The 19,938-nt window shown below is 43.9% G+C and carries 16 protein-coding genes; 5 read left to right on the top strand and 11 right to left on the bottom strand.

All coding sequences use genetic code 11. The annotated features are described in order from the left end of the window. Window positions 1-99: 99 nt before the first annotated feature. Window positions 100-756, bottom strand: a complete 657-nt coding sequence (gene nfsB / locus I3257_RS01450; protein WP_238048586.1) for an oxygen-insensitive NAD(P)H nitroreductase — start codon at window positions 754-756, stop codon at window positions 100-102. Window positions 757-1,069: 313 nt separating this feature from the next. Between nfsB and I3257_RS01445 the strand changes: the two genes are divergently transcribed. Together I3257_RS01445 and I3257_RS01440 are read left to right on the top strand one after the other, a co-directional pair. Next, on the top strand, window positions 1,070-1,738 hold the full coding sequence (locus I3257_RS01445) for a DsbA family oxidoreductase (protein WP_238048585.1): 669 nt from the start codon (window positions 1,070-1,072) through the stop codon (window positions 1,736-1,738). A gap of 44 nt (window positions 1,739-1,782) precedes the next feature. Beyond that, the gene (locus I3257_RS01440; protein ID WP_238048584.1) at window positions 1,783-2,478 is read left to right on the top strand and encodes a haloacid dehalogenase type II; all 696 of its coding nucleotides are present in this window, start codon (window positions 1,783-1,785) and stop codon (window positions 2,476-2,478) included. A gap of 107 nt (window positions 2,479-2,585) precedes the next feature. Here I3257_RS01440 and I3257_RS01435 read toward each other — a convergent pair whose 3' ends face one another. After that, entirely contained in the window at window positions 2,586-3,710 is a 1,125-nt protein-coding gene (locus I3257_RS01435) for an S-(hydroxymethyl)glutathione dehydrogenase/class III alcohol dehydrogenase (RefSeq protein ID WP_055124643.1), read from the bottom strand. Between the two features lie 191 nt (window positions 3,711-3,901). On the opposite strand from I3257_RS01435, the gene I3257_RS01430 reads away from it, so the two are divergent. Together I3257_RS01430 and I3257_RS01425 are read left to right on the top strand one after the other, a co-directional pair. Continuing rightward, complete coding sequence (locus tag I3257_RS01430) at window positions 3,902-4,795, top strand: LysR family transcriptional regulator (RefSeq protein WP_238048583.1); 894 nt, start codon at window positions 3,902-3,904, stop codon at window positions 4,793-4,795. Window positions 4,796-4,980: 185 nt separating this feature from the next. Continuing rightward, window positions 4,981-5,499, top strand: a complete 519-nt coding sequence (locus I3257_RS01425; RefSeq protein ID WP_238048582.1) for a DUF302 domain-containing protein — start codon at window positions 4,981-4,983, stop codon at window positions 5,497-5,499. 201 nt (window positions 5,500-5,700) lie between these two features. Here I3257_RS01425 and I3257_RS01420 read toward each other — a convergent pair whose 3' ends face one another. The 8 genes from I3257_RS01420 to epmB form a co-directional block, all read right to left on the bottom strand. Continuing rightward, a complete protein-coding gene (locus I3257_RS01420) occupies window positions 5,701-5,988 on the bottom strand; it encodes a DUF4031 domain-containing protein (protein ID WP_238048581.1) in 288 nt (95 codons plus the stop codon). Window positions 5,989-6,055: 67 nt separating this feature from the next. Beyond that, window positions 6,056-8,380 (bottom strand): DUF3488 and transglutaminase-like domain-containing protein, encoded by a 2,325-nt coding sequence (locus tag I3257_RS01415; protein ID WP_238048580.1) that lies wholly within the window; start codon window positions 8,378-8,380, stop codon window positions 6,056-6,058. Then, window positions 8,377-9,438 carry a DUF58 domain-containing protein gene (locus I3257_RS01410; protein WP_238048579.1) on the bottom strand — a complete coding sequence of 354 codons (1,062 nt, stop codon included), beginning with the start codon at window positions 9,436-9,438 and terminating at the stop codon, window positions 8,377-8,379. The genes I3257_RS01415 and I3257_RS01410 overlap by 4 nt, the downstream gene beginning before the upstream one ends. Before the next feature lie 148 nt (window positions 9,439-9,586). Then, entirely contained in the window at window positions 9,587-10,594 is a 1,008-nt protein-coding gene (locus I3257_RS01405; protein WP_238048619.1) for an AAA family ATPase, read from the bottom strand. Between the two features lie 239 nt (window positions 10,595-10,833). After that, entirely contained in the window at window positions 10,834-11,295 is a 462-nt protein-coding gene (locus tag I3257_RS01400; RefSeq protein ID WP_238048578.1) for a c-type cytochrome, read from the bottom strand. Window positions 11,296-11,584: 289 nt separating this feature from the next. Beyond that, on the bottom strand, window positions 11,585-13,672 hold the full coding sequence (locus I3257_RS01395; protein ID WP_238048577.1) for a GGDEF domain-containing phosphodiesterase: 2,088 nt from the start codon (window positions 13,670-13,672) through the stop codon (window positions 11,585-11,587). 353 nt (window positions 13,673-14,025) lie between these two features. Then, window positions 14,026-15,822, bottom strand: coding sequence for a hypothetical protein (locus tag I3257_RS01390; protein WP_238048576.1), 1,797 nt, complete (start codon window positions 15,820-15,822; stop codon window positions 14,026-14,028). Between the two features lie 220 nt (window positions 15,823-16,042). Then, window positions 16,043-17,050, bottom strand: a complete 1,008-nt coding sequence (gene epmB, locus I3257_RS01385) for an EF-P beta-lysylation protein EpmB (RefSeq protein WP_238048575.1) — start codon at window positions 17,048-17,050, stop codon at window positions 16,043-16,045. Window positions 17,051-17,217: 167 nt separating this feature from the next. Here epmB and efp point away from each other — a divergent pair, with 167 nt between their 5' ends. Further along, window positions 17,218-17,793, top strand: a complete 576-nt coding sequence (gene efp / locus I3257_RS01380) for an elongation factor P (protein WP_087815712.1) — start codon at window positions 17,218-17,220, stop codon at window positions 17,791-17,793. 306 nt (window positions 17,794-18,099) lie between these two features. Here efp and I3257_RS01375 read toward each other — a convergent pair whose 3' ends face one another. After that, a complete protein-coding gene (locus tag I3257_RS01375) occupies window positions 18,100-19,917 on the bottom strand; it encodes a GAF domain-containing hybrid sensor histidine kinase/response regulator (protein ID WP_238048574.1) in 1,818 nt (605 codons plus the stop codon). Window positions 19,918-19,938 lie beyond the last annotated feature (21 nt).

Below are 19,938 nucleotides of genomic sequence, written 5' to 3'. Positions count from 1 at the left end.
TAAACACCCATTTTATTAGCAAAAAAAATAGCGCTATAAACATGCCGTTTATAACGCTATTTGAGATCAATATAGTCAGTTAAAAATACCAGTCGGGCATTACGCTTTAGTAATTATGCTCGCTTCACTCAATCGAGATTTTGGCAAATCGGCATTAAAATCGTCTTCGCTACGATAACCAAGTGAGATAACGGCAACGGCTGTGTAGCCTTTGCTACGTAGCTCAAATTCTTCATCGAGTGCCTTTAGATCAGCACCTTCCATCGGTACAGCATCAATGCCTAAAGTAGCAGCACCCAGCAATAATGCGCCCATATTTAGATACACTTGCTCGACCAGCCAATGCGGCTCGTCTTTTTGCTCATAACGACGAATGTCCAAAAACATTTTGCGCACTTGATGCATTTGCTCTTTGAATTTTGGTTCTGCGAAGCGACCATCCACCTCTTCTTTATCCAATACTTCATGCAAAAATTCATCATCAGCATAGATACGACTACAGAAAATGATAACGTGGGAGGCTTTCTCTACCTTTGCCGTGTTGAAATCAAACATCCCTTGCGTACCTTTTGCGATACGTGCCTTGCCAGCCTCATCATCAGCGATTACAAAATGCCAAGGCTGAATATTAGTGCTTGATGGGCTAAGTCGCAGGATATCCTTTAAACTTTGAAAGTCTGCTGCTGATATTTTTTTATTGGCGTCAAACTCTTTGGTGCTGTAACGCCAGTTCATGGCTTCAGTAATGTTTTTCATTTATGACTCCAAGATTTTTAGTACCGCCACTTTAAGCAAAAACCCGTTTGATGACCGTTACAGATTGGTTAAGTAGTCACTTATTTTGTTATTAAGTTGCTGATAATTCAGTGCATCGCTGAGTTATTTGAGCCGCCATTTGAACAGTTATTTAAGCAGATACTTATTAGACAGAGACTCATTAAACAGTAACTTAGACGATATTGTAATTGTTCCCTCATTCTCTTAGCATTGGTTAATTAGCATTGATTTATAAGGCGGTCGACCACAGACAGCTTATATATAAAATAAATACTGAATTAGGCAGATAGATATGGAACATTCGAAGCAGTTATCCTCAGAGCAGCCACTACGCATAGATATCGTCTCAGACGTTGTTTGTCCTTGGTGCGTCATTGGTTACCGCCAACTGGCAGAAGCCCTCAAGCAAACCAACACCGAACACGAGATTCACTGGCATCCGTTTGAGCTTAATCCAAATATGCCAAGCGCAGGACAAAATATGCGTGAACATATTATGGAGAAATATGGGTCGAGCAAGCAAGAATCTGATGCTAGCCATGCTCGATTAATGGAAGCGGGTAATGAGGTTGGCTTTACGTTTAACTTTAACGATGACACGCGCATGCATAACACGTTCAACTTGCATCAATTGCTGCACTGGGCAGATCAGCAAGGTCGCATGCATGCCTTAAAGCAGGCGTTATTCGTCGCTCATTTTACCAATGGTCGCAATATTTCTGACAATGCCGTGCTTGCTGATATCGCAGCAGAGATTGGACTAGATCGTGATGAGGCACTAGCCGTGTTAGCAGACCAAAGGTTTGCTAAAGAGGTGCGCGCAGAAGAGCAACATTGGCAACAACAAGGCATTCAAAGCGTGCCAGCGGTGATTTTTAATGAGCGTCATCTGGTTAGTGGTGCACAAGGCGTGGAAAATTTCAAAAATATCTTGCAGCAGTTGGCTGACATGCCAGACTAGGTTTTTTGACAAGATTTCGTTTGCTGTTCAAAAAAGGATCTATTATGTTCTCTGATAAATCTCTCCCTATTATCGTGTTTGATGTCAATGAGACGCTACTCGACATTACCACTCTTGAGCCATTATTTTCTCGCCTATTTGGCAAAAAAATACTACTAAGAGAATGGTTTGCGCAATTGGTGCTATATTCACAAACCATGACGTTATCAGGACTTTATACGCCTTTTGGCGAGCTTGGCGTCAGTGCCTTACAGATGACCGCTGATATTCATAACGTCAGGCTGATAGATAGCGATATCGACGAACTACAAGAGCGTATGAGCAAAATGCCTGCTCACCCTGATGTAGTTCCAGCATTAACCAAGCTGCGTGAGGCAGGGTTTCGACTGGTGACGTTGACCAACTCAGCAAATAGCGCTTCCCCGACCCCGCTTGAAAAAGCTGGCATCAGCCATTTCTTTGAACAGCATTTTAGTGTTGAAACTGTCGGTAAATTCAAGCCTGCGCCTGAGACTTATCAAATGGTCGCTCACGCATTGTCTGTTGAGTTGTCAGATTTGTGCCTAGTCGCTTGTCATCTTTGGGATACCATTGGCGCGCAAGCAGCTGGCTGCCAAGGGGCGTTTCTCACGCGACCGCACAATGCTTTATTATCAGCGCCAAACGTTCCAGCGCCAGACTTTGTCGCAGCAAATCTAACCACGCTTGCCGAACAGATAATTTTTTCCACTAAAAAATAATTGCCAATGCAAAAAAAATGCCGCCCTATATAAGGACGGCATTTTTGGTTTAGCATACTGCTATTTTATAAGGCTAAATCTATGATCACTATTATTAATAATGATTTTTAAAAATGAATAACCGTACGGATACTCTCGCCTTTATGCATCAAATCAAATGCTTCGTTGATATCTTCTAATGGCATGGTATGGGTAATGAAATCTTGTAGTGGAATCTCACCAGCCAAATAACGCTCAACATAACCTGGTAATTCACTGCGACCTTTTACGCCGCCAAATGCTGAACCGCGCCAGACACGACCAGTCACTAACTGGAATGGGCGAGTAGAGATTTCTTGTCCAGCACCAGCGACACCAATGATGACCGACTCGCCCCACCCTTTATGGCAGCACTCAAGCGCCGAACGCATGACATCGACATTACCGATACACTCAAATGAATAATCAACGCCGCCATCAGTCAATTCAACGATGACTTCTTGGATTGGCTTGTCGTAGTCTTTTGGGTTAATACAGTCAGTCGCGCCAAGCTTTTTAGCCAGCTCAAATTTGCTCTCATTGATATCAATAGCAATGATACGACTGGCTTTTGCCATTGCCGCACCGATGACCGCTGATAGACCAATACCGCCGAGACCGAAGATTGCGACCGTCGCACCCTCTTCTACCTTGGCCGTATTCATCACTGCACCCATACCAGTCGTGACTCCGCAACCCAATAAGCAGACTTCTTCTAGTGGTGCTTCTTTGTTCACTTTCGCCAAAGAAATCTCTGGTAACACCGTATATTCAGAGAAGGTTGAGCAGCCCATATAATGATAAATTGGCTCACCATCCTTATAAAAACGCGTGGTGCCATCTGGCATCAGACCTTTGCCTTGTGTCTCACGTACCGCCGAGCAAAGATTGGTTTTACCAGAGGTACACATTTTACAGACGCCACATTCTGCGGTGTATAACGGAATGACATGATCGCCAACTTGCACACTGGTGACGCCTTCGCCGATTTGCTCAACGATACCGCCACCTTCATGACCTAAAATCGCTGGGAATACGCCTTCTGGGTCTTCACCAGATAAAGTAAAAGCGTCAGTATGACAGACGCCGCTTGCCACGATTTTTACCAATACTTCACCTTTACGTGGCAGCATGACATCCACTTCTTCGATAGATAGTGGCTCATTCGGGCCCCAAGCAATGGCGGCTTTTGATTTAATAAATTTATCTGACATCGTTATCTCTCTTTTTAATTCATTTTATGGGTTATTGAGCACAGACCTCTATTCAGCTTATCTTGCTTGTTGAATGGAGGCAAGCGGCAGTTGTAGCAGTCTGTAAAGCTTTATACTGACTATTATAGTTTTTTCTATAGCGATAACAATGTGCTATATTTGCAAATATCTTTTACACAGTGGTAATAATCATGCGCTGGGATGGTATTAGCGAATTTGTTTATGTAGCAGATTACGAAAGCTTTACGCGCGCGGCAAAAGAACTGGGCATTTCTACCGCGCAAGTCAGTCGGCAGATAAGCGCTTTAGAGAAACGACTGAATATTAAACTGCTGTATCGCACGACGCGTAAGGTATCGCTGACTGAAGAAGGTCGCGTGTTTTATCAGCACTGCCGCGGTGTGCTCGATGGATTGGATGCCGCTGAGCAAGCAGTAAGCAATTTACAATCAAAGCCGCAAGGTAGGATTAAACTGACCGCTCCTGTCACTTATGGCGAGCAGCAATTATTGCCACTGGTCAATGATTTCATGGTGCAATATCGCGATATCGAAGTGACGGCGTTTTTGAGCAATCAAAAAATCGACCTCATTGATGGCGGTTATGATTTGGCGATTCGTATCGGCAAATTAAGCGATTCGACGATGATGGCAAAAAAGCTCAGCCGTCGTACCAATTTCGTCTGTGCCGCGCCTGCTTATCTCGAAAAATACGGCATACCACATTCTTTGAGCGATCTGAGTCAGCATAACTGCTTACTTGGCACGCGTGACTATTGGCACTTTATAGAAGATGGCAAAATAGATTCTGAAAAAAACGCTGATAAAGAAAAAAACCTGCGCGTGTCTGGCAGTGTCCAATATAACAGCGGTCACAGTCTAGTTGATGCTGCGTTAAAAGGTCTGGGTATCGTGCAGCTGCCTGACTATTATGTGCAAAAATTCTTAGCATCAGGTGAGCTGGTCAGCTTATTGAATAACTATCGAGAGCCTGAAGAAAGTATCTGGGCCATCTATCCGCACAACCGTCATTTATCGCCAAAGATTAGACTGCTCGTCGATTATCTAGCAGAGCATTTGGTTTAGCTATGCGTTTTGTCTTAGGCATTGCTTAAGGTGTGTTGCAATGCGAGGCTTTACTATGCGCGGTTTATTACGCACAATGCTACTATCGATGCTACTAAGCACAAGGAATATTATGTTTCACACTAAATATTCGATATTGCCAGCCAGCAATCGCTGAATGAACAATGACAATAAAAGGACTTTTTATGCTTAAGATTCTCTCTATCGCTACCCTAGCGTTGGCCGTATCCTCCTGCGCCAGTGTTGAAAATATTTTAAACGCGCCGGAAAAAGCACCATCAATGCCAGCAACGATGACTGCTATCAATGCCGAAAAAGGCTTGGTTACGCTGCAAAGCAATCATTCCGTGCAAGATACTGCTGATAAACTGGCAGCAATTATTGAAAGCAAAGGTATGAAAGTATTTGCACGCGTCGATCATCAGAAGAATGCCCAAGGTGTCAATTTAACATTAAGACCGACGCAAGTGATTATGTTTGGTAATCCAAAAGCGGGTACGCCATTGATGAATTGTGAGCAAAGCGTCGCTATCGACTTGCCGCAAAAAATCCTCATCAGCGAAGATGCCGATAAAAAGGTCTGGTTGTCTTACAACAATCCCGAATACCTAAAGAGTCGTCACGATATCAAAGGTTGTGATACTGAAATAGCTAATATCGCAAAAGCCCTTGATGGTGTCAGTAAAGCCGCTATTGCAAAGTAATACCAAACCCAAAAAATACGATTAGCTGCGTCAGTTTTGCTTGTTCCGCTCGCCTAGCCTACTAGATGTAGTACTTGCACTCGTTTTCCTTGCTACTCTAATTTTTTGAGAGGGTATAAGCGTTGGGTGAAAACCTAAAGATATAAAAAGGTGGGATGCAAAAGCACTCCCACCTTTTTATATCTTTAAAAGCTTCATTTACTAGCAATGCTCAGACCGTGCTATTTGCTCATGCAACTCTACTTTTAACTTCTTTGCACATTCGATAATTTTTTTTCGACCAGCAGGAATAGCCCCATATTCAATCGCTATTTCTCGCATTTGTACCGTGACGTCATAGTGCGGATAGCTGGCGTTTCGATGGAATAAACGCTTATCCACTTCAATCAGTGCGGCAAAATCATGCAGCTCTTGCAGGGTATCTGCCAGCATATGGCACCACTTATAGCCTTTAAATTCTATCTGCATAAAATCCACATATATCGCCATAGAACCGCCTCCTCTATTATCCTTAATTTTTTATCATGTGCTAAGCAACGCTTTCACAAAACAGCCACTAGAACAATTCACTCGCATCTTTCTTTAGCTGTTTGAGTACGGCTTTGTATTCGCTATGATTGGTTCCAAGTGTGCTTAGACGCCCATAACGGAGCTGACGATAGTCCTGCCTCATCTGCATGATTTTTGCTTGGACAATATCTGAATGACCGCTATCTGTGAGCTTACTAGCTTTACTACTATCAGCGCTACGTGACACATTTACATCGCTATTTACATAACTACCGATATCATTAGTTCGGTCATCAACAGCCCTAGCCAAGCGCTCAAGCCAAGCCAGCTGACCTTCACTTTCATCACGAGCAAGTGATTTATCCGCTTTGCCAATACGTTTTGATAGCTGTGCAAGCGGCTGGTCTGCTGGATGCCAGCGCTTGCGGCGGCGTTGCCAAATGACAAAGACCAAAATCACCATGACAGTAATAGCACTCGCTGCCAACCAGATAATTTGCTGCATCACTGAGCGGATATTAAACCATTTAAGCAGCGAGTCAGCTTGTTTGTCCTGATCGTAACCAACGACGTCTTTTTGCCAATAATAGCTTGCTTGATCTGAGAGGCGGCGTAAGGTTTGTAGCATTTGATATTGCTGATAGCTGATTTGTGCGCTAGCGCCATCGCCGAACATTGCCGCTCCTTGTGCCTGCGTCAGCGCATCCATCCCTTGCTCGACACGCTCAGGCGCAACAAAAGCCGTCGGATCGACACGTACCCAGCCTTGACCCTCAAGCCAAACCTCCGTCCAAGCGTGCGCATCCTTTTGCCGCACCTCCCACACATTGCCACCGCGGCTCAGCTCACCACCTTGATAGCCGGCGACGACGCGCGCGGGTATGCCAGCGGCGCGCAGCATAAAGGTAAAACTGGAAGAATAATGCTCACAAAACCCAGCTTTGGTCTCAAATAAAAACTCGTCAATACGGTTATTATTCAGCCGTGGCGGTGATAACGTATAACGAAAGTCCGTTTGGTTAATCCAGCGTTCAATAGCCGCCATATAGCGCACTGGGTCTGAGTCTGATTGCGCAAATAGCTGCTGTGCCAGTGCTCTTGCTTGCGGATTTCCGTCGGCTGGCAAGGTAAGATTTAGACGTCGTAACTCATCAGAGAGAACAGGGTCAATGCGCATCGGTGCAAATTGCAATACTTCATAACGTAACTGCTGAGTGACGGGCTGATCTTTTAATAAGGTAAAGTTTGAAGTAATACTGACATCTTGGCGCTGGGCAAAAGGATAATCAAGTCCAAATAGCCAGTTTTGCTGCGTCGGCTCTAAGATAATTTCATAGCTAGTAGGCGCAACTTTTACTTCATCAGGGACAGTTGCAAAGGCATTCTCAATCCAAGATGGCATTTGCGGTGCAGGTCGCCATTGTCGTTGCTGAGGGCTAGGACGCCATGTAATACCGTCAAAGTCGCTAAACACCAAACCACGCCAATATAACTGCTGTTGTGGCGGGCGATTATCTGCAAACTCTACCCGAAACGCCAGCTCAGTCGATTGTCCCAAATTGGCAAAATCCCCGGGTGACATACTGTCGGACACGCCAGTGGTTGCTTGCTGACCTGATAGCTGTACTGACCATAGTGGTGGCAAGCGCGGGAAGAACAAAAATAGCACGACTAATAACGGCAACGCCCCGATACCCAGCACACCCAAAGTACGCAAGCGACCATCACCGCGAGTGTTGCCGTCATCATTAAGCGCGATAAATGCCAATAAAATGATAACTGCACCAACAATCACTTCTAAAGTCGTCACAAGACCTTGATCCATCAAAAACAGCGCGGCAAGGACAAATAGTGATAAATTTAGGACCACATAAGCATCACGCCGTTTATACATCTCCCACAGCTTGCTGATGAGACAGAGCACTAAAAACGCCACGCCCATATCCAGTCCAAACGCTGTATTGTAAGTCAGCCATAGACCTGCCAGTCCCAATAAAAAGCCGAGCATTTGCATGCCTTGATAGACACGTTTTAAATGCGCTATTTTTTTAAACTTAGCTTTTATAGACGGCAGCTGTGCGGCGATGCTGACCACCGCAAAACCTATCAACCAAAACGGCAGATGCGCCGCATGAGGTAAAATAACGGTAATTTGAGCAATTAGCACCCAATAATAAGCAGGCAAGGCGAATAGCTTACGAGTCCATTTTGCAGCGCTATCCTGTAAAGCACGATCAGTGACGTTTTGACCCAGTGCCAACTGCTCAAAGCTTGTGGGACTTGTTTCAGGAAAACCTATAAATGTGTTTTCAGCGTCATTTGTAGGGAGTTTTTTTGAGTTGCTCCTATTTGAGTTGCTCCTATTAGTCATTGTGCTTTCGCCAACCTTAGCAAGCACGCTTGTGCAAAACTGTCGCCTTCACCCATTGGTGCAGTAGAATGGGTATCATTGGGTAAGCGCATATGAAATGTCACGCCCAGCTCACCTAATTTCATCGCCCCATACGCCAGTTGTGCGAGTTTTTGCTCATGATGTGCTGCTGGCATATCCGCATAATCCAACGTTTGCTCATGACCGACTGGATCAGCAAAGTGCTTGGTCAACATGCCTTGACCACGTGCTACATGTCCCCACGACACCCGTGCCAGCGACTCGCCTTCAACGTAGTTATCTAGCCGCTCAAAATCATCTTGACCTTGCCGATATTGCCCACCTGTTGGCAAATCCTCCTGACTGGCAACGACATATTGCGTCTGCCAATCAAACACTTCAGGTTTTGGATAGACCCAAGCAGTACGGGCAAAATAAACATAGGACCACGCCCGCATAATACCCAAAGGATAAACCGTTTTTATTTTTAAGCGTGGTAATTCAAACTGCCCACGATTCTGCGTCGGTACTGGCAAGCGAATCACTTGCTCGCCTTGCAGTCGTGTCACCAGTATTGACTGTTTATTATCAGCGCCATGTTTGATTTTTTTATGGGCTTTTTTATCTGTCTTGCTATTAAGCTTGCTATTAGCCTTGTCATCAGCCTGCTCGAAGCTAAATAACAACTGTCGTCTTGGTTGACGGCTCTCACTACGCAACTGCAAAGTCACCCAAACAGGCGCGCCCGCTTCTGCCATAGTCACTTCAAGCAAACGTACTTGCAGACCTGAAATGTGCGCAAAGGTTACATGAAAGCTGATAAGCCAGACGCTGACCAAATAAAAACATAAACCTAATACCAAGTTATTGCCATAGTTAATGCCAGCGATAAAGGTAATAATTAATAACACTGCATATAGCGTCCCTTCACGGCTAAAAAAGATATAGACGTTACGCAAATTGAGGGTGGCGCTATCGCTTTTGGGCGCACGCGAGGCGAACCAACGGCTTAATGCGGAAGTGGCTGGTACGGTTAAGGCTTTTGGCAAAAAGCGCATGACTACCCTATCCTTACCATAAAATTGATACTCTCATTCATAATTGGTGATAGCTTTAAAAACAAATACGCTATGAAACAACAAGCAGCTGAAAAATAAATACTCAGATAACAGTGATTGAAATAACAACTATTGTAATAACCATCATTTAACTGATAACAGCCACTTCTGCCAATATACGTTGCGCGATAGTCTGCGTCGCCTGCCCACCAGTCACATGCGCTGGGACAAAGCGCTGACCGAGACGATGATCTGTGACCGCGGCAAATACCGCTTGGATATCCTCAGGTGTCACTTCCATATGCCCCGATACATACGCATAAGCCTGCGCGGCACGCTGTAGCGACAATACTCCACGCGGTGATAAGCCATGATACTCGGAGCTTGCTCGTGTCTTTGCGACCAATCGCTGCAGATAATCCAAGACCACATCCGCGACATAAACGTGTTTAACACCTTGCTGTGCTAATAAGACCGCCTCGGTATCAAGCAGCGCATGTAAATTTTTTAGTAGCTCGCGGCGATCCTGACCTTTTAATAGCTCACGTTCTGCGGTAGGCGACGGATAACCAAGCGACAAGCATAGTAAGAATCTATCTAGCTGCGATTCAGGAAGCGGATAGACACCTGCTTGCTGCAAAGGATTTTGGGTTGCAATGACAAAAAACGGCTGCGGCAAAGGATAGGTTTGCCCATCTTGAGTGACTTGCCGTTCTTCCATCGCTTCTAGTAACGCGCTTTGCGTCTTAGGGCTAGAGCGATTAATCTCATCAGCGAGTAGCAGCTGAGTAAAAATAGGACCTGCTCGAAACTCAAATTGCTGTTCCTTTTGATCATAAATGCTCATGCCTAAGATATCTGCTGGCAGCATATCATTGGTGAACTGTACACGACTAAAGCTCAAGCCTAATAATTGCGCCAAGCCTTGCGCCAACGTCGTCTTGCCCATACCCGGCAGATCTTGCAGTAACAGATGTCCACCTGCCAAAATACCACTCAGCGCAAGCTTAACCACTTGCGGCTTATCCAGTACTATTTGATTTAACTGCGCCATAAGTTGGGCAATTTTTTGCTGATTGTGACGACAGTCGGCAGCGCTAAAGGTCGACTTATGAATCACCTCTGCTGCTGATTGATGTGGTGTTGTAATGGCTATATCGATAGCTGCGTGGGTCATAGTCAATTATTGGCTCATTTCTTATGGGATTAGTGTTTCTAGGGCGTGTTCTTATTTTGAAAGTGGTGATAAAAATGAGATAAATGGCAGCCAAACAAGGAAAATAGCACAGATAACATCAAGATATTAACCAATTGTTTGACATGATTTGGCAAAATTTAAACATCTTTAGCCCATTTAGTCGCTTTCGTTTAGCTTAAGGACACGCCATAGATTGTCTATTGCTTTGAGTCATCTTCAGTTATCGGCGCGGCACGAAGCGTTGACAGATAAGCGATGACATCTGCGCGTTCTTGCGCATCAGGCATCGGGTTTGATAGCATTTTTGAGTCTAGCATGGCTTTTTCTGCATCCGCAATATAAGGGTCGAGCGTTTGCGCATCCCATACCCAACCTGATGTTTTCAGCCCGTCACTATAGGTGTAATCTTCTAGCTCTGCGGCGGGCGCACCGTATATATTCATCAGCTGCGGACCTTTTTTGTTGAGCCCCGCATTCAGCTGATGACATTGACCACAAGCGTCTTGATAAATGATCGCTCCGTTATCAGCATCACCTTCCGTATAGAGCGGCAATGTTACAGCAGCACGATGATCCGGTGGCGTACTTTCTCCACAAGCGCTGAGCAATAAAACAGCAGCAAATATACTGCTTATTTGATATTTATTAATGATGGGCATTTTCGGCAATCTTTGGTTAAGGAATGTCAGCTATAGGTGAACAATATAGATAATAAGGTAGGGTCAAACACATGCAAAGTGGAACCCTCTTCACATCTAAACAGCTGCTTGTAAAAACATAACGTTATTTATTGGGGCATATCGAGCCAATAAACAACGCTTATAGGACAGTTTGAGTAAGGCTTTTGTAATGTATGACGATAAAGAATTTATGGACTATTAAGCCGTGTAGAATATTCCATAAATAGGCACTGTTGATAGTTACATATCAAACGCGCCCTAAATGACTTTAGGTCGCAACTTTTATCGTACTGCTGGGTTCTTCTAAATAATAGCCTTGTAAATAGCGCGCGCCCACGCTCCAAGCAACGGACATGGTCGCCGCATCTTCAATATAAGGCATCAATACGTCCACATTGACTTCATTAGTACGCATAATAAGTGATTTGACAGTTTCTAAATTGTCTGCTGAGTCAATGCCATCCACATAGCTGCGTGCTAAACGCACCATATCTGGCTGCACAAAACTGACAATCTCTATGGATTTGGCAGAAGAACCGAAGTTATTGATGCCCATCTGACAGCTGACTTGACTAAGGGCGGCAAACTGTGTTTTTGCCACTGTAAGATGGTCTGAGACGTCTTTTTCGTTGAACTGCAAGGTGAGCACACCAGCTGCACCGCCCACCGCTTTTATAAGCTGACTGGCAACACTAGGCAGTTTTTTGTCTATCAATGAGGCACTAGTCAATTGCACTAGCAATCTGGCTTCAGGATGTGTTTTACGTACCTCATTGACCTTTTTACAGGCATTGATGAGCACCCAACGATCTATTTTTTCGAGCAATTTATGCGTCTTGGCGACTGCCATAAATTGATCAGGTGTCAATATCGTATTGTCCGCATCCGCCAATGGCAACCGCAGATATACTTCAAAAAAGTCGCTTCGGTCATTGTTAATATCATATATTGGCTGGAATGACAGCTCAAAACGGCTATTGGCAATGGCATCAACTAAAGATTCGGCAAGCGCATGATCATCACTATTGGCATGCTCGCTTGGATCGTACAAATGATAAGTGCCGCCATGATTAGAGGTCTCTATCATAATCTGATTGATAGCATCCATCGCACGTTCGAGCACGATACTTGGCTCTGCTGTATTGGTTTCGATTTTGACAATACCAATACTGACAGTCGTACTGGTCGTACGCTTATCTACTTCAATGAGCATATCACTGATACGTGAACCAATTTGCTTAGCCAGTGTTTCAAGCTCTGTGGTGCTCTTGTCCTCGACCAGTATGGTAAAGGCGGTATCACTGAAACGACTCACATGCCCGTCTGATATCAGCTCATCTAACGCATAGGCGACTTGCTTGACGGTCGCATCTACCCCTTGCAAACCTAGACTGCTTCTTATTTTACCGACATTATCGAGCTGAATATACAAAAGCCCAGCCGTCAGTACACCTTGACGTGCTTGCTGGTACACGATTGCCATTTGTTCTTCAAAGCCGCGGCGGTTGTTGATTCCTGTCAGGCTATCTTTACATTCAGCGGCCGCCAAACGCTTGGCGACTTCCGCACTGTTATTATGGTTTTGTTGGATAATAACCTGCGTCACTGGCTCGCCATCTAAGGTCGCGGCTGCTAATTGTAGCTTTGCCTCAAAAGTACTGCCATCCATCCGCTTACTTTCAAAATTGAACTCGACTTCTTGGCGGCTACCTTTATCAAATTGACGTAAGAACTGTTTGAAACCCTTAACGTTATCACCGCCTGCAATGAGGTCAACAACAGGCACGCCTATGGCATCATTCATTGACTCAAAACCAAAAAGCTGAAGATAAGGGTCATTGGCAAAAATATGGATACCCTGATCAATATAGGCGACCGCACTTTTAGAGTTTTTAATCAATACGTTGGCGCGTTGCTCTGCTTCAGAGAGAACATGGCGCAACGTTCTAAGCTCACGGCGACTGCGTAAATTATCATGCTGTAGGCAGATAGACATCACTACTGCCATCTCTTGGTCTACTTTGAGCGATTTGACCATCGTGCCACTAATAATATCAGGTAGCCCCTCATCATTATTGGTGGACGCTGCCATCTCTTCATTGAATAGGCAGATCATAGGCAAATCAATACTTTGCTCTTGAACGACGCCCACCACATCGGTGAAACTCATATCATAAGCATTGCCAAACACCAAGACATCCCACGGTTGTCGAAGTGACTTTAACAGCTCCTCTTTATCGTCCAAAAACCCTAAATTGATGGTGTCATAATAGCAACCTAGTAAGTGCACAAGACGCTCAGCGTAGAGCTGATCGTCATCAATGACTAAGAGGTTTAAGATGGACTGAGTACGCATAAGAAGCCTTTTGGATCTTGTGATCTTATTTTTATGTTTGATACCCTACACCTTTTCCAAGCATTAACCCAGCAAGGAGAATACTATCAGGGATAGGCTTAGCGGTTTTTAGTAGATTGGCATCGTCTTTCGAATCAAGGCGACATCTTGGCGAAGCAAAAACATCGTATAAACGAACATAACTGTATCAATCATTATAGACAATAACTTGACTGATTGCAGACTAACTTATCATCATTATTCAGTACATTTATTCACTGCTATTATCGAATAAAAAAATTCAATGAAGTAATCTTTAAACCAGCATTTATTGACATTACTATTTGACAATTTTCAATAGACGCTCAAACAAACTAAAGCTGCACCACCTCATACTGGCTGAACTCATCCGTAATCAGCAACCTCTGTCCCAAACGTAAAGGGGTTTGTTTGCTATTAATACGCATAATGACTCTATCATCGGTCTGAAAGTAAGAAGTCGGTACAATCAGAGTACCAGTGGTTTGTAGTCGCTCATCTCTACCAAGGATAAATGCTGGCACAAAATGGCGACTACGCGTTTCTCTGCCTTCACCTTCTAAACGCAAGCCACAAGCCACTAGCTGATGTCCGAGTACTTGCCACTCGATCTCTGGGTTTTTGCTATCAAAATCAAGCCAGCGCGCCACGCCCATCGACCAATCAGGCGGCGTGATTGTATCAGATCGACAGACTAAAAAAAGGCTCATCATATGTAATGCTGGTGGTGCAGTCGTCGCAGATGCATTCTCATCAGCCACTATGTTAAGACTGTCTTTATGAACACTGTCTTTATGAAAGACATCTTTATGAAAGACATCTTTATGAAAGCGGTCTTTATTTAAAGTATCTACTGTTGATGATAATCGTAGGGTACGAAATAATGACAAATCATCATTACGATCAAAGGTTTCACTGGCTAATACGTGGCTGCTGTCTTGTTTTTTATTCACGGTATCATAACGAGGACGCTGCTCATCTGGTAACTCTTTTATAGCGATTAAACTGGTAAAGCTATGCGAATGGCTCACCCGGTAATGAATATTATTAAAACCTGTAATCAAAACAGCGTCTTCTTTCGCACTATGTTTAGTCGCTAGGGTGAGCGGCGGCTGTAAATAGCGGTAATTGAGCGTCATCGCTATTTTATTAAGCAAGTGACTCTCAACGCCGTCACCCCCTTCCTTAACTAAAGCCTGTTTGCGTCGTTTAAGATACTCAACCAGCGGGGCAATTTCTATAAATAAACAGTGATAGCGATCATCGTATGGGTTGATTGTAGAACTGGCCGTCAGGTAAGTTGGCGGATTGTCACTTTGTAAATCAACGAACACGCGGGTCTCGGTGGTTGGCTCAATCGTCGCAACGATATGCTTAGCCCATTCAGGTAACAAACGTTGGACGAGCAGAATATTGGGACGACGCATGGCACGTACATTTAATAGACTGTATAAACAAATTTGGCAATACAGCTGATGAACCGTCTTGGCACGCTGGGTGCCTGCCGTAACACTCATATTAATCTCAGCCGCATGGTACTGATAAGCAAGGTAATACAGCTGATTGATTTTGTGCCATAAGTAAGATGAGGGTTTTTGATAGCACAGTGCTTCTTCGCCCAATAGCTTCTGATACATCTGCAGCGTCTGATAAATAGCAATGGCGAGTGTCGTTGATGAAGACTTATCACCATTAAAATAGCGCTGCCAGCCATTGCTTGCAGCGTATTTTCGCTGATTATTGAGCAATGAAGTTTTATGACGTATCACTCTGTCATAGACCATAATCATTGAATAATATAGCGACTTTATTTGAGCCACATAACCTATTTGAATGTCGCTAAGCGCACCTGTCTCATAAATATAAGACTGTCGCAAAGTGGCAATTAACTGATCTGAGGCGTCTATCACTGTCGCCATAAGGGTAAGACGTTGCGAATCATCTATATTGGCCACGCGTAGTACCGTAAGTATTTTTGCCAATTGTTCAGCTTGCTGTGCTTGCGTTTGCGAAGGTAACGCTGCCAACAATTTTAGCAAATAACCTTCTTGGCCATTAGCGGATCGCTTAGAAACTAGTGGCAATGCCTCTGTAGAAGATAGGTGCTCTTGAAACGTCGATAAAGTTATCATCAGTATTCCTAGTAACCTTGAGTAACTTGGCAGGAGGCAAATATTCAACCATGCCGTATGCAACAACACAAGATAAAAGATACAAATCAGCAGCAACCATCGAAATCGACAGCACCCATTTTTAGTAACGATTAAGTTCTATAGCATCATCTAACCGCACGCCTATCTTCTAAAAACCACGCTTTGTTCACTAATTTTTCAATATACCATAGTGCCTATATTAACGATCATTGTAAATATCAATCGGTACTTTGAAAGGTTTATTTGGTAGCTCTCTCACCAGCTTGGGTACCAAATAACCAGGGAGTGCTGCCAACAATGACCAATACAGCTCAATTGCGAAGCGCTCATCATTATCGAAATGTGCGGCACCAGCAACTTTGTCTAATACATGTAGATAATAAGGCAGTACCCCACATGAAAACAAACGCTGACTTAATTGCATTTGAACAGCAACGCTATCATTGATGCCTTTTAATAGCACCGCTTGATTCAATAAAGTGATGCCAGCCGCTCGAGCACGTTGCAGATGCTCTGCTGTTAAGGCATCGATTTCATTGGCATGATTACAGTGGATGACCATCACAATATGACAGCGACTTTGAGACAGTCTGGTCAATAACGCATCATCCAAACGCGCTGGTATGACCAGCGGCAAGCGTGTATGCAGACGAATAGTGGTCAATTGGGGAAGTGACTCTAAAGAATCTAGCCAAGCAAACAGGCGTCTATTTGTCACATTCAGTGGATCACCGCCACTCAAAATTACCTCATTAATCTCGGGGTGTGCAGTAATGTAATCAATGATATTTTCTTTGGCCTCAGCCGTCGGCATATTGGCACTATAATCAAAATGCTGACGGAAACAGTAACGACAATGAATGGCACAAGCACCTGTCACGGTCAATAATACTCTGGATTGGTACTTATGCAGCATACCCTTGACTGGGTTTTGCGTATTCTCGCTCAAGGGATCCGCCACATAGCCCGTTACCTTGATTTGCTCGCGCTGATCAGGCAATACTTGTCTCAGTAAAGGATCATTGCTATCGCCGATACTCATTTTTGCCACAAATCCACGTGGTACGCGCAGCTCAAAATGCTTAGGCACATAAACCTCTGCACGCAATGATTCTAGCTTTAGGATGCTTAACAGCTCATCGATAGACGTAATGGCCTCGGATAATTGCGTTTGCCAGTTTTTTTGTGTGATTAAATGGTTTATCATGACAACCTAATACCTGTGCCCAAAAGTCGCTATTATACGCGCTTAGTGCGTAGCCTATCAAAGCATACGACCTATCCTTTAAACACTTAGCGTAATAAGCGATTTTAACGCAGCAAGCTATTCATTCCCTTATCTACCACCCTATTTATAACCCCTAGGAGTTTCTTGTGGCAAGTTTTTCTACTAATGAATTTAAAGCTGGTCTAAAAGTCATGCTCGATGGCAACCCTTGCGCCATTCTTGAAAACGAGTTTGTCAAACCAGGTAAAGGTCAAGCCTTTAACCGTGTTAAATTGCGCAACCTTCGTAGTGGTAAAGTATTGGAACAAACCTTTAAGTCAGGCGATAGCTTAGAAGCTGCTGATGTCATGGACACTGAAATGAACTATCTATATAACGATGGTGAGTTTTGGCATTTCATGCACCCTGAAAGTTTTGAGCAGATTCAAGCGGACAAAACAGCGATGGGCGATTCAATAAAGTGGCTAAAAGAAAACAGCAATGCACTATGTACCATCACTTTATTCAACGGTACTCCTCTTTCAGTAACACCGCCTAACTTCGTTGAGTTGCAAATCACTGAAACAGATCCTGGTGTGCGTGGTGATACTTCAGGTGGTGGCGGCAAACCTGCCAAGTTAGAGACAGGTGCTGTCGTCCGTGTGCCATTATTTGTACAACAAGAAGAAATCGTACGTGTTGATACTCGCACAGGTGACTATCAAACTCGCGTTAGCCAATAGTATGTAAAAGTCATAGCCCTCGATATAATATGACTTATATAATAGGACTTAACAGTTAGCCTCTAGCTGTTATTCCACAAAAAAGCTGAACCACTGATAAAGCGGTTCAGCTTTTTTTATTTATGAATATTGCCTTTGATATTGTCTCTGTAGTTAATTTGATTGAAAAGTATTCCAAAACAACCGAGTAAAAATCGATATGGAGTATGTCAAGCAAGATTAACGCTGTGGTTTTTTATAGTGGATGAACTGTCGCTATTGATGACAGCGATGATAAATAACCTTCTATAAATATCTACCAAACCACTACTCTGCTGATGAGTGTTTCTGTATCAGCCAATATTGTACCAATGCATTCAACTGCTCTTGTTTAAAAGGCTTGGTACAGTAATCTTGCATCCCAACTTTTAAATACTTTTCGCGCTCACCATCCATTGCATTGGCGGTCAACGCGATAATAGGTGGTAATGATTGAGGATCATAGAGTTCATGCAATTTAATAGTGGCCTGTACGCCATCTAAAATAGGCATATGATGGTCCATTAAAATGACATCATAACGCTCAGGTGAGAGCGCAAAAATCTCAATAGCCTGCTGCCCATCAGTGACATGCGTGACCGTATGACCACTATTATTCAGGGCTTTTTTAGCGATGATGGCATTGACGGTATCGTCTTCAACTAACAATATATGACCAGCACGCTCATGGGTCGGCTCAATCATCGTAAAGTCATTTGACTCTTGCCACATCTCATACTGGTTTTCATCGATAGTCGGTAGCGGTAATAAAACACTGAACGTAGTGCCCACACCCACTTCGCTATCCACATCGATATAACCGCCCATCAAATCAACCAAAGACTTACAAACCGAGAGCCCTAGACCTGTGCCACCATAAAGACGGTGGGTGAATTTATTTGCTTGGTCATAAGCATCAAATATCGCATCCAATGACTCAGCTTTGATGCCGACACCCGTATCTGTGACTTCAATGCATAGGGTCATGACTTCATGATAGATGGTATTACTGATAGCTTCTTGAGCCGTTATTTTGCTGAGATCACTTGCCGAAATACCTTGAGCGCGATATTGGTCAGCGCTGTCGTCGTCAAAACCATCACAATGACAATTGGGTACATGTTTGACATCAATAGTGACTCGCCCACCCTCACGAGTGAATTTAATCGCATTATTAACAAGGTTTGCTAAAATTTGTTTGAGGCGTACCGGATCGCCTTGCACATAGGGCGATAACGACTCGGTATAATGGTAGTCTAAAATGAGCCCTCGCTGACGTGCTTTGACAGCAAAGAGGCTGACCACCTCATTACATAATGCAGATAAGTTAACAGGAATAGAATCAATGGTCATTTTCCCAGATTCTACTTTCGATAAATCTAAAATCCCGTTAATGATCGCCATCAAATGCTCATTGGAAACTTTGATATTGTCCACGTATTCTTGTTGCTCACTGCTAAGTTTGGTCTCACCAAGCATCTCCACCATACCAATAATGCCATTCATCGGTGTGCGGATTTCATGACTCATATTGGCCAAAAAGTCTGATTTCATCTCATTGGCATGTTTGGCATCACGCTGCTTATCCTGTAGCTGCAAGGCATCAGCCGCCATCATCGCAAATTGAGCCAACACCTTTGCTTTTTGCTCATCAAAGTCATGATTGGGCTTCATATCCATCACACACAGCGAGCCCAAACGATAGCTTTTATTGTCCTCATGCAAGATAATTGGCGCACCAGCATAAAACTGTAGGTACGGCGATTCTGTCACTAGGGGATTGTGGCTAAAACGACTGTCTTTAGTTAAGTCTGGTACTACAAAGACGTCGTTAGAGAGCACGGTATAATTGCAAATAGCCACTTCACGCGTCGTGCGGCAAACACCGCCCAGTCCTTGGACAGATTTTAGATACTGTGTTTCTTCGTCCATGAAAGTAATGGTCACAACTGGTACATCAAAAAATAGCTTCGCCAGATCAATTAGACGCTTAAATGCAGGCTCATCATTGTCATTGAGCACCTGATACTTCCTAAGCTTATTGATGCGTTCTACTTCATCTGCCGCCACTGGGTAGCTGTGTTTAGGTGCGTTCAATATAGACAAGATAGACTCCATTAAATAAGA

The organism is Psychrobacter sp. Ps7 (assembly GCF_022129225.1).
In the GTDB taxonomy this organism is placed as follows: Bacteria; Pseudomonadota; Gammaproteobacteria; order Pseudomonadales; family Moraxellaceae; genus Psychrobacter; species Psychrobacter immobilis_A.
Note: the sequence above shows the minus strand (reverse complement) of the source record. Positions and strands in the feature narration are given on the sequence as shown.